The 10,812-nt window shown below is 61.9% G+C and carries 12 protein-coding genes; all 12 read right to left on the bottom strand.

Annotated elements, in window-relative coordinates:
* Positions 1-160: 160 nt before the first annotated feature.
* Complete coding sequence (locus tag F4827_RS11815) at positions 161-1,273, bottom strand: sn-glycerol-3-phosphate import ATP-binding protein UgpC (protein ID WP_409258790.1); 1,113 nt, start codon at positions 1,271-1,273, stop codon at positions 161-163.
* A gap of 45 nt (positions 1,274-1,318) precedes the next feature.
* On the bottom strand, positions 1,319-2,164 hold the full coding sequence (ugpE, locus tag F4827_RS11810; RefSeq protein ID WP_183724125.1) for a sn-glycerol-3-phosphate ABC transporter permease UgpE: 846 nt from the start codon (positions 2,162-2,164) through the stop codon (positions 1,319-1,321).
* A complete protein-coding gene (gene ugpA, locus F4827_RS11805) occupies positions 2,164-3,045 on the bottom strand; it encodes a sn-glycerol-3-phosphate ABC transporter permease UgpA (protein ID WP_183724124.1) in 882 nt (293 codons plus the stop codon). Before ugpA ends, ugpE begins: the two co-directional genes overlap by 1 nt.
* 95 nt (positions 3,046-3,140) lie before the next feature.
* Entirely contained in the window at positions 3,141-4,397 is a 1,257-nt protein-coding gene (locus F4827_RS11800) for an autotransporter strand-loop-strand O-heptosyltransferase (protein ID WP_183724123.1), read from the bottom strand.
* Between the two features lie 180 nt (positions 4,398-4,577).
* A complete protein-coding gene (locus tag F4827_RS11795; protein ID WP_183724122.1) occupies positions 4,578-5,819 on the bottom strand; it encodes an NAD(P)/FAD-dependent oxidoreductase in 1,242 nt (413 codons plus the stop codon).
* Between the two features lie 134 nt (positions 5,820-5,953).
* Positions 5,954-6,817: a transporter substrate-binding domain-containing protein gene (locus F4827_RS11790; protein WP_260175136.1), complete on the bottom strand. Its 864-nt coding sequence runs from the start codon at positions 6,815-6,817 to the stop codon at positions 5,954-5,956.
* Positions 6,818-7,011: 194 nt separating this feature from the next.
* Entirely contained in the window at positions 7,012-7,929 is a 918-nt protein-coding gene (locus F4827_RS11785; protein ID WP_311673200.1) for an MFS transporter, read from the bottom strand.
* Positions 7,917-8,081 carry a hypothetical protein gene (locus F4827_RS35815; protein ID WP_311673198.1) on the bottom strand — a complete coding sequence of 55 codons (165 nt, stop codon included), beginning with the start codon at positions 8,079-8,081 and terminating at the stop codon, positions 7,917-7,919. The genes F4827_RS11785 and F4827_RS35815 overlap by 13 nt, the downstream gene beginning before the upstream one ends.
* A gap of 519 nt (positions 8,082-8,600) precedes the next feature.
* The gene (locus tag F4827_RS11780; RefSeq protein ID WP_183724120.1) at positions 8,601-8,864 is read right to left on the bottom strand and encodes a PAAR domain-containing protein; all 264 of its coding nucleotides are present in this window, start codon (positions 8,862-8,864) and stop codon (positions 8,601-8,603) included.
* 78 nt (positions 8,865-8,942) lie between these two features.
* On the bottom strand, positions 8,943-9,389 hold the full coding sequence (locus tag F4827_RS11775) for a DUF2947 family protein (RefSeq protein WP_183724119.1): 447 nt from the start codon (positions 9,387-9,389) through the stop codon (positions 8,943-8,945).
* On the bottom strand, positions 9,382-9,717 hold the full coding sequence (locus F4827_RS11770) for a hypothetical protein (RefSeq protein ID WP_183724118.1): 336 nt from the start codon (positions 9,715-9,717) through the stop codon (positions 9,382-9,384). Before F4827_RS11770 ends, F4827_RS11775 begins: the two co-directional genes overlap by 8 nt.
* Positions 9,718-10,086: 369 nt before the next feature.
* Positions 10,087-10,767, bottom strand: coding sequence for a CHC2 zinc finger domain-containing protein (locus F4827_RS11765; RefSeq protein WP_260175135.1), 681 nt, complete (start codon positions 10,765-10,767; stop codon positions 10,087-10,089).
* Positions 10,768-10,812: the final 45 nt, after the last annotated feature.

Here is a 10,812-nt window from a genome sequence, read left to right as displayed (position 1 = left end):
GATGGATGCGGCCATGTCGCCTGGTCGTGTCTGTTGCCGGGTGTGTTGCCGGGTGTGTTGCCGATAAGAAACTTCATGCACCGCGCCCGCTTTCCGAAGCGAAACACGGTGCGGGCCAGCGCTGCGCCGGCCCAAGGCAACATGTTACGTCATCGTCGGCCTAGCCGAGACGCATTCCCCCAGCGGGATCGAAGAAATGCAGGCGGGCCGCGGGCAGGCGCACCGCGATGCGCTCGCCGCGCGCGGGCCGCGTTTCGTGCGGCAGGCGCACGATCACTTCATTGCTGCCCCAGCGGCCATGCGCGAGGTTATCCGCGCCCAGCAATTCGCAGGTTTCGACTTCGAGCGCGATGGACCCAGAGCCGGGCGCGCAGTCACGCACGGATTCGCGCACGGATTCGCCCTCGTACATATGCTCGGGCCGCACGCCCAGCACGCATTCGCGCCCCGGCTCCAGATGCGTACGCAAGGCGGGTGCCAGTACGTCGAGCGGCAAAGGTAGATGCGGCCCCATGCCCGCCGTCTCGAAGCGCTGCCCATCCGCGCTCACGCGCCCGTGCAGCAGGTTCATGGCGGGCGAGCCGATAAAGCTCGCTACGAACATCGACGCGGGCCGGTCGTAGACTTCGCCCGGCGTGCCGACCTGTTCCGCGCGCCCGCCGTTGAGCACCATGACGCGCTGTGCAAGCGTCATCGCTTCGATCTGATCGTGCGTGACGTAGAGGCTCGTCGTACGCAATCTTGCGTGCAGACGCTGGATTTCAAGGCGCATTTGCACACGCAGTTTCGCGTCGAGATTCGACAGCGGTTCGTCGAAGAGAAACACCGAGGGCTCGCGCACGATGGCGCGCCCCATCGCCACGCGTTGACGCTGGCCGCCCGAGAGTTCGCGCGGCTTGCGTCCGAGCAGCGCACCCAGTTCGAGAATGCCCGCAGCCGCCGCCACGCGCGCCTCAATCTCGCGCTTGTCCAAGCCCTGCAATTTGAGGCTGTAACCCATATTGCGCGCGACCGTCATATGCGGATAAAGCGCGTAATTCTGGAACACCATGGCGATGTCGCGATCCTTGGGCTCCATGCGGTTGACCACCTTGCCGCCGATGGCGATCTCGCCGCCGCTCACGCTTTCGAGGCCCGCCACCATGCGCAGCAGCGTGGATTTTCCGCATCCGGACGGCCCGACCAGCACCATGAATTCGCCGTCGGCCACATCGACGTCGATACCGTGCAATACCTGCTGCGCCCCGTCATAGGACTTCGTCACGCCCCTCATGCTCAACGCCGCCATGCCTGCTCCCGTTTTACGCCTGTTTTCAGCTTATTTTTCGACATCGACCAGTCCCCGCACGAACCAGCGCTGCATCGCCAGCACCACCACGAGCGGCGGCAACATGGCGATCATCGTCGCGCACATCACGAGCTGCCACTGCGTCGCCGCATCGCCGCTCGCGATCATGCTCTTGATGCCGACCACCGACGTCGTCATCGACGCCGTGCTCGACATCAAAATCGGCCACAGATACTGATTCCAGCCGTAAATGAAGGTGATGACGAAGAGCGACGCGATATTTGTTTTCGACAGCGGCAGCACCACGTCCCAGAAGAAACGCAACGCGCCCGCGCCGTCGATGCGCGCGGCCTCGATCAATTCGTTGGGCAGCGTGAGAAAGAACTGGCGAAACAGGAACGTGGCTGTGGCGGAAGCGATCAGCGGCAACGTGAGGCCCGCATAGGTGTTGGTCAGCTGCAGCGTGGCCGCCACCTGAACCGTGGGGAAAATACGCACTTCCACGGGCAGCATCAGCGTGACGAAAATCAGCCAGAACGACAGGCGCCGGAACGGGAAGCGAAAGAACACAATCGCATAGGCAGACAGAATCGAAATAACGATCTTGCCCACCGAGATCACGAGCGCCGTAATCACGCTATTGAGCAGCATCGTGCCGAACGGGCTGGCCGCGCTGCCGGTGCCGGTTTTCCAGACCGTCCCCACGTTTTCGAACAGATGGGTGCCGGGCACCAGCGAAAGCGGCACGCTGAATACCTGCTGCTGGTTCATGGTGGCCGCACAGAACGCAACGTAGACGGGAAACGCCACAACGGCGACGCCGAGCAGCAGCATCGCGTGGCAGAAGAGATTGAAGAAGCGGCGATTTTCGACCATCAGTATTGCACCCGCCGCTCGATGAAGCGGAACTGGAAGATCGTCAGGCCGATCACGAGCAGCATGAGCACGACCGATTGCGCGCCCGAACTGCCGATATCGAGGCCGCGAAAGCCTTCGTCGAAGATCTTGTAGACCAGCGTGCGCGTCGCCTGGCCGGGGCCGCCGCCAGTTGCCGCATCGATCACCGGGAAGGTATCGAAGAGCGCGTAGACCACGTTCACCACCAGCAGAAAGAAACTGGTGGGCGACAGCAAGGGAAAGGCAATGCCGAAGAAACGCCGCACCGGCCCGGCGCCGTCGATGGCCGCGGCTTCGAACAGCGATTGCGGAATCGCCTGCAAGCCCGCGTAAAAAAACAGAAAGTTATAGCTGATTTGCTGCCACACGGAAGCAATCACGACCAGCGTCATCGCCTGGCCCGGATTGAGCGCGTGATTCCAGATCACATGGACGCGCGCGAGCGCATAGGTCACCAGACCGATACTCGGATTGAAGAGGAAGCCCCAGAGCACGGCGGCGATCACGGGTGCAACCGCATATGGCCAGATCAGGAAGGTCTGGTAAAAACGCTTGCCGCGCGTGACGTGGTGCGCCATGCCCGCCAGCATGAGCGACAGCGCCAGTCCGCAAACGGTGACGAGCACGGTAAACACCAGCGTGGTCTTGACCGAGCCCAGATAGAGCGGGTCCTGAAAGAGCCGCGTGAAGTTCGCCAGCCCCACGAATTCGGACGATGTACCGAAGGCGTCCTGGGCCTGGGTGGACTGCAGCAGCGCAACGCCCGCAGGCCAGAGAAAGAAAATAGCCGTGACCGCAAGCTGCGGTCCGATCAGCAGATAAGGCAACAGGCTCGCGCCGAAACGGGAGCGTGGTTCCATCGCGTCGATCTCCTCGAATTTCGTTTCGAATGGCGGCGCTTTCGTCGCGCAAGCATTCTAGCCGAGAGTCGGCGCTCCCCGTATGAACGACGCTTCTACAGCGAGGCGATCAGATCGTCCACCACGCGGATCACGTGGCCCGCCGTGATCGCCGTGGTGCATTGATAGCGCAGCGCATCGTTCGCGTGACGCGGGCACCAGCTGAAATCGCCGCCGAACTCGAAGGCGAGATCGTTGTAGCAGCTATTGCAGGCGTGGAAATTGATGATGCGCCAGGGCGTGCGGAATTCGGCGCCCGGGTGCGAAAAGCCGCTGATCAGCACCACCGGTACGCCCACGGCCCACGCGAGCCATGACAGACCGCTGCCCAGTCCGACGAAGAAGTCGGCGTGCATCAAGAGGCTCGCACGCTCCTGCAAGGGCCGCTCGCCGGTAAAGTCTTCCGCGCCTTCGGGCATCCTGTTTAGCGCGACTGGCAGGCCGTATTCACGGTCGCGGTCGATGCACAGCACGCGGTAGCCGCGCGACTTCAGATGCGCAACAAGCGCGCGCCAGCCAGCGGGGTTGTTCCAGTATTTGCATTGCGCCGACGCCTGCACCGCGATGCAGACATAAGGTTCGGGCACGCTGCGCGCGCGGTCGGCGACCACGATGTTGGTGCGCCGCTCCACCGCGGGCACGCCAAGCATGTAGGAGGCGAAATCCTGCAGGCTGCTGATGCGGGGATCGGTCGGTTGATGATCGCGATCGGTGTAAGGGGAATAGAAGCCAACGCGGTAGGTGGCGTAGATCGGATCGGCGTGTTCCTCCTGCTGCTGCGGCGATTCCGATACAAAACGCAGCGACGGATAGCCCTCGGCAAAGAGCGGGTGCAGCCACGGCTTCATCTCGACGATCACTTCGCCGCCGTGCCGCTGCCGGAACGCCTCGATGGCCGGCACCCAGGCGATGGCGTCGCCAAGCGCGCCGGAGCCGAGCGTCATGCAGACGCGCCGCCCGTGCGCATCGAACCTGTGCGAGAACACCCGGCGTTCGCCGTCGAACACTTCCAGCAGAAAGCGCACGAAGTATTTGCGGCGGCTGGCCGCGACCTCGCCTGGCGCGAGCATGGCGTCGAACACCAGATTATGGGTATCGAGATCGTGCATGCGCACGCGCCAGCCCGCCACCGGCACCTGCACGCGGCAGCCGTAATTGAAGTCGAAGCGGATGCCCTCGGGCCCGGCAAACAGCGGCGTGGATGGCATGCCGGCGCGCGCGAAACTGGCGGTGGCGCGCCCGCGTTGCCGATCGGAAACTTGCGGTATTTCAGCAGGCGATTGAGCGGATTCAGGTTGGCCGGGCGTATTCATCGTGCGGATCTCGCGTGCGGGCGGCGCAACATACGCCGACGGATAGCGGCCGCGCCGCGGGAAACCCGCCGGCGCGGCGCGTGCGCGATGATAGTGCAGCCCCGCCCGGGCGCCCTGGCATGCAGATCAAGCTTTGATGCGAAAAGCCTGATCGCGCCCTGCCTTTGCTCCCGTCCCCAGTCAGGCCAGGGTAGCCGCGGCGAACTTGCCGATATCCGTGGCCGGATCGCGCAAGGCGGCCACATCGAGGGTCTTGCCCGAACCCACGAGTTTCTTGCCGCACAGGAAGTCGGGCATCGAGGCCACGGCGTCGACCGCCAGCAGCGCGCCGTTCCTCAGATAATAGACGGCGAAGCGGCGCGCCGCCGGATCGCCGCGCACCACCGTTTCGTCATAGCCTTCGTGCAGACCCACGGTCTGCAGCTTCAGATCGTACTGATCGGACCAGAACCACGGTGCATCGCAGGCGGGGCGCGGCTTGCCAACGATCGCCGATGCCGCCAGCTTCGCCTGCTCCACCGCGTTATGCACGCTTTCGAGACGCCCCGTGCGGCCGTAGTGCGAGAGCGGACGGCTTGCGCAGTCGCCGATTGCGAACACGTCAGCGTCCGAAGTGCGCGCGTCGTCGTCCACCTGCACGCCGTTGGCGCAGACAATGCCCGCGGCCTCGGCCAGCGCCACGTTCGGCGCAATGCCGATACCGATCAGCACCAGCGTGGCGGGCACGATCTCGCCGCCGGCCAGTTGCACGCCGGTGAGCTTGCCGTTCTCGCCCACCAGCGCCTCGATCTTCGCATTCAGGCGCAGATCGACGCCTTGCGCGCGATGTTCGTTTTCATAGAAAGACGAGACCGTCTCGCCGGTCACGCGGCCCAGCACGCGCGGGGCGGCTTCGAGCACCGTCACCTCGTGGCCGAGTTGGCGCGCGGCCGCGGCGGCTTCCAGACCGATATAACCCGCGCCGATCACCACGAGCTTCTCGCCTGGCTTGACGCGTTCGCGCAGGACATCGGCGTCCGCGAGCGAGCGCAGCGCCACCACGCCGGCCAGATCGTGACCCGGCACGCTCAGCGCGCGGGGCGTGGAGCCGGTCGCCAGAATCAGCTTGTCGTACTGCAGCGCGGCGCCGTCGGCGAGCGTGAGCGTACGACTGGCGCGGTCGAGCGACTGCGCCGCCACGCCGAGCTTCAGTTCGATGCGCTGGTCCTCATAGAACTGGCGCGGCTTGAGCCACAGACGCTCGACATCCGATTCACCCTTGAGATAGGCCTTGCTCAGCGGCGGCCGATGGTACGGCGGCACGGGCTCTTCGCCCACCAGCACGACGCGCCCTTCGAATCCATACTGACGCAGCATGGCCGCAGCGTTGCCGCCCGCGTGCCCTGCCCCGACGATCACTACCGTGCTGCCCTGTTCCTGCATGTCCGCTCCCACTCGTTCAATTGCTGCGCGGCCACCCGCGGGCGCGCTTCGTTCAGGACCGAGATCATCTCACGACTGCGCGGCCAGCCCCTAAAAAGCCCACAGGCTTGCAGCCCGGTTCAGTGCAGCGCGCTTCAATCGAGCGCCCGATCGTCCGGCGCGGCGTAAAGGGCGCGCAACTGCGCGGTCATCGGGAAATCGATCGTGACGCCGTGCGGGGGAACCGGCTCATCGAACCACTTGCGATAAAGCGCCGCCATTTCGCCGCTCTTCATCAGCGCGCTCATCGTATCGTTCACCAGTTGGCGGAAGGCAGGGTCGCCATTACGCATCATGAATGCATAGGCCTCGCGGGATTGGGGCGTGCCGACAATGACCCAATCCGATGGATGCGTCGTCAACGAACGCACCCCTGCGAGCAACACGTCGTCCATCATGTAAGCGGCGACGCGCCCGGATTCGAGCACTTCGCGCCCTTCGACATAGTCTCTCGCGCTGATCACGCGCATATCCATCTGCCTGTGCAGATTCATGGTCCGCAAAATGCGCTCGGAATTCGTGCCCTGATTGGTGAGCACGCTCTTGCCCACGAGATCGCCAAAGTCGTGGATGCCCGAATCCTTGCGTGTGAGCAGACGTGTGCCCGCGACGAAAAAAGTATTCGAGAATGTCACCTGGCTTTGGCGCGCGCGCAAATGCGTGGTCACGCCGCATTCCAGATCGACGGTGCCGTTCTGCACCAGCGGAATACGGTTCTGCGATGTCACGGGAATAAAGCGTACTTCGAGATTCGGCCGCTGCGTCCTGGCTTTTACCACTGCGATGATGCGATTGCAGATGTCCTGCGAAAAGCCGATTACCTTGCCGTTGGCGTCGCGGTAAGAAAACGGCAGGGACTCCTCGCGATAACCCACGGCGATGCGATTGGCGGCCTGGATCTTCTCCAGCGTGGGCTGCGCGATCTGCGCGTGCGCCGTGCTCACGAGGGCCAGCAGCATGCCCAGCCCTGAAACCAAAACCCGCGCCGCAAGTTTCCGGTATCGCTCCCTCATGCTCGCTATTCCATTTCAACGTTGTGAGCACGATGTTAGCGTGCAGTTCAGATCATGCCAATCGCACCGGGCCGCGAAAATTCTGGACGAAAAAAAAGCAGCGGACGCATCCGCTGCTTTTATGGCATCGCGTCGCCGTATCAGGCGCTGCGCTGCGCCTGCCCATTGACGACGGCCTTCGGCTGCAGCAACTCAAGGACCGCGCCGAGCGCCATGGCCGCCGCCACGCAATACATGCCCGCGTTGGTGCTATGCGTGACGTCCTTCATCCAGCCAATGATCGACGGGCTCACGAAGCCCGCCAGATTGCCGATCGAGTTGATCATGCCGATTGCCGCCGCAGCCGATCCGCCCGCGAGAATCGCGCTCGGCCAGGCCCAGAACACCGGCATGGTCGCGAGCATGCCCGCCGCGCCCACGGAAAGCGCGAGCATCGCGAGCGGCACATTGCTCGCAAACACCGTACTGAAATACAACCCGAGCGCCGAAGCGAGCGATGCCATGGCGAAGTGCCAGCGGCGCTCGCCATGACGGTCCGCGCTCTTCGCCACGAACAGCATGCTGAACACGGCGCAGGCATAGGGAATGGCGGTCAGCAGGCCAACGTCGAGCGCATTCTTCACGCCGCTCGCCTTGATGAGCGTCGGCAGATAGAAGCTGATGCCGTAAAGCCCCATCATGCAGCAGAAGTAGATGCCCGCCATCAGCCACACGCGGCCATTGCCGAATACCGAAGCCACCGACGCATGGCCCTTGCCGGCCTGATCGATTTCGATATTCTTTTCGAGCACGGCGCGTTCTTCGTTCGTCAGCCACTTCGCCGCGCGAATGCTGTTGGGCAGATAAAACAGCGTGACGATGCCAAGCACGAACGACGGCACCGCTTCGATGAAAAACAGCCATTGCCAGCTTGCCCAGCCGTCGCGCCCGTCGAAGGCCGCGAGAATCCAGCCCGAAAGCGGGCCTCCCAGCACACCCGCAACCGGAATGCCGATCATGAACAGCGCGTTCATGCGGCTGCGCCGTGCGGCAGGGAACCAGTAAGTCAGATACAGCACGATGCCGGAAAGAAGCCGGCTTCGGCCACGCCCAGCAAAAATCGCACGATATAGAACTGCGCGGGCGTGGTGACGAACAGCGAAGCCGCCGAAATCACCGCCCAGGTCAGCATGATGCGTGCGATCCACACGCGCGCGCCCACCCTACGCATCAACAGATTGCTTGGGACTTCGAAAAATAGTCTAGCTATACTGCTTTTGTAGTATTTTTGCAACAGATGGGTACGGTGAACCATCTGAAGGCGCTACAGCCCGAACGATAGCGCGGGGACGCGACAAACGCGCGCCGAGCCGATTCCTAGCCCGGCCAAGACAGTACATGCGTTCAGACGCGGCAGCCACTGTTTGGTCGACAACGGCACTTGCCGGAGACTTCAGTGCGTGTGACGAACTCCCGCACAATCGGGCGGCCGATTGACGAACGAATCTTTCGGTGGTCGACTCGGTAGACCACCGAAGAAGAGCTCGCTAACGCCAGCAGCGCCGCTGCTCAGAATCATCGCAAAAGGCCGGAAATGGATGTTGTGGGAGGTGTGCTATCTGGACAGGAACAAGAGCGGTCGCAGCAAAATAAACTCTATCGTTTCGGTAGAGTTATCACTTGCCGCGTATCCGCATCGTTTGATGGCGTCACTCGATGTCGTGACGCCATCCACCCCTCGGTCACCACACTAGCCGCGGATGGTTGCATGCTCCCCGAGTGCGATGAGCCTGCAACCACACGCAGTTCGATGTCCGTGCATCGCGAACTTCCTGCCGTCCGCGTCCATGGCGAAGTCGGAGCCTTCGATGATCGCATTCACACCATGTTCCGGGCACGACACAAGGTCGCCGATTCGCGCCGCCTTGCGCCCGTTGATATCCATCATGTCGGAGCCGGAGATAACGAACCCACCATGGGTAGTCTTGTCGCCGACGCAAGCGATTGATGTCATGTTTCTATTCCGATTGATGAACAACGCCTATGAGTAGGTCATCATGGTTAGGCTGCTCCTGATTTTCCACGAGGCATACTACTGCCTCAATAGTCGCCCTGACATGAAAACGTCCTCGAAACTGAATATCACCTCATCAAGACCAGCTGCAATTGCAATAGAATTTTCATCCGAAATATAGAAAAAATCGTCCCACCCTTTAACGAGCACATCCACATCGGTTACGCATGCACACTCAGGCCCCCAGAAAAATATGATCGCCCAAGCGTTTATCAGCTTTTCCCTTAGATAATCTGAAACGGAAAGAAAATCCGACCAATCCGCTTTCCATTTCGATATCTCCGCCTTAGAAAGAGCGTCTCCGGGTCCTAAGGTCATCAAGTGATCCTTGGAGGAAATATATTTCCTCCACAAAGACTTCGATAATTCCTCAGTCAAGAAATTTATTTTCGCCCTATCAATATCGCTTAATCTGCAATCCGGATCAAGAAATCTGTCCAACATTGGATTTCCCGCACTAGTCATTCTGATCTCCATAGAATATGTGACCCGCACCGCCTGCCTTCTTCCCGGCTCCCCAATCTTTCCATTTGATATGGGGAAGATTATTTTGAGGAGCGTTCACTGTTCCTGCTTCATTTGGATGATGCTCATATCCTTTCTTGTACGGGCAGCCAGTGTAAGTAGGCTTCAATTCAATTCCTGGCTTAGCTTGTTGGAGCATCGCTTCTGCATCATCGCTGCTTGCAACGCGAAAATTCGTCTTCCCCCCGGTTTTGATCGCTGAAACCGCTTGATTCCATGCCGAAGTATTAGCGCTTACGATAGGCAGATCCGTTGCATTCGCGGGCATTTCACCGACCAAGCCAAGCGGATCAATCCAACTTATAGGGTTGACGCCGTATGCAAAGACTTTTTACCCAGACGCATCCGCCACGCGCATCGGCCGCTTTCCCTTGTCCGGCAAGACTTCCAGCCATCCCGCATACCGCTCGGCAGGTTTTTGCCCCAGACGCGAGTTTCACCGCATCGGCTTCGCAACGCAACCTCATCGGCCGCCTGGTTTGACGGCGCACATAGTGCGACGGCAAACCAGGCGGAACAGGGCCGTCGCGCTCCACGGCTCCATGATCGCGGTGGCCGTCGCGCACCGCCCCAGCGCTGAACCCGTCAAGGCCGCGCGTAGCGCGCCCGAAGGGCCTGGCCTTGACGGCGATGGGCGTTAGACGCTCGGCCATGCGGTGCAAGACGACAGGCCCGCCACGTGTCCCGACTCATCGAACCACGGAAACACCACGCACCCGTTCAGGTGCTCGTGGCCGCTCTCGCGCAGCACGCCCACCGCCTGCAACCGCGTGCGGATCGCTTCGCCAGCGTGCCGGTTTTTCTCGGGCAGACGCAGGCCCAATGTCCGGTTCGCGTAGCCGAGCCGGAAGTGATCGACCGCGCCGGCGATGCCGCGCTTCTCCAGATACGCCAGTGCCTCGGGCGAGGCCTTCAGCGTCTGGTGGTAGTAATCGACCACCTGCACGAGCAGCGACGCATCATCGGCCTGCGCCGACACCGGCGCTTCGAGCGCGCGTACCGTCGAGTGCTTCACGCCCGTTCTGGCGGCTAAGGAAGGAATGCCTTCGCGCAGCAGCTCCACCGCATGCCGGAACGACACGCCGCTGGCCTTCATGACCCAGTCCACCGGGCCACCGCCCGCGCCGCACCCGAAGCAGTGCCACAGGTTCTTCGCGGGCGTGACCACGAGCGAGGGCGTACTGTCCTCATGGAACGGACAGCGGGCGCGCCAGTCCTTGCCTGACTTCGCGAGCTCGATACCCTGCGCGCGCACGAGCTGCTCCACCGACACTTCCACCTTCAGCAGCTCAAGCTCCTGATCTGCAATGCGCGCCATGAATCCGTCCTTCGGCTAAAAACCTGTCAAGACTCTCAATTGATA

It is taken from the genome of Paraburkholderia bannensis (genome assembly GCF_014200455.1).
GTDB classification, from domain to species: domain Bacteria; phylum Pseudomonadota; class Gammaproteobacteria; order Burkholderiales; family Burkholderiaceae; genus Paraburkholderia; species Paraburkholderia bannensis_A.
This window is presented reverse-complemented; position numbering and strand designations above follow the sequence as displayed.

Bases quoted from the DNA above. Each gene is read 5' to 3' on its own strand.
- F4827_RS11765 (WP_260175135.1), bottom strand. From the start codon at position 10,767: ATGGCGCGCATTGCAGATCAGGAGCTTGAGCTGCTGAAGGTGGAAGTG.
- F4827_RS35815 (WP_311673198.1), bottom strand. From the start codon at position 8,081: ATGCGTAGGGTGGGCGCGCGCGTGTGGATCGCACGCATCATGCTGACC.
- F4827_RS11770 (WP_183724118.1), bottom strand. From the start codon at position 9,717: ATGCCCGCGAATGCAACGGATCTGCCTATCGTAAGCGCTAATACTTCG.
- F4827_RS11800 (WP_183724123.1), bottom strand. From the start codon at position 4,397: ATGAATACGCCCGGCCAACCTGAATCCGCTCAATCGCCTGCTGAAATA.
- F4827_RS11795 (WP_183724122.1), bottom strand. From the start codon at position 5,819: ATGCAGGAACAGGGCAGCACGGTAGTGATCGTCGGGGCAGGGCACGCG.
- F4827_RS11815 (WP_409258790.1), bottom strand. From the start codon at position 1,273: ATGAGGGGCGTGACGAAGTCCTATGACGGGGCGCAGCAGGTATTGCAC.
- F4827_RS11790 (WP_260175136.1), bottom strand. From the start codon at position 6,817: ATGCTGCTGGCCCTCGTGAGCACGGCGCACGCGCAGATCGCGCAGCCC.
- ugpA (WP_183724124.1), bottom strand. From the start codon at position 3,045: ATGGAACCACGCTCCCGTTTCGGCGCGAGCCTGTTGCCTTATCTGCTG.
- F4827_RS11775 (WP_183724119.1), bottom strand. From the start codon at position 9,389: ATGACTAGTGCGGGAAATCCAATGTTGGACAGATTTCTTGATCCGGAT.
- F4827_RS11780 (WP_183724120.1), bottom strand. From the start codon at position 8,864: ATGACATCAATCGCTTGCGTCGGCGACAAGACTACCCATGGTGGGTTC.
- ugpE (WP_183724125.1), bottom strand. From the start codon at position 2,164: ATGGTCGAAAATCGCCGCTTCTTCAATCTCTTCTGCCACGCGATGCTG.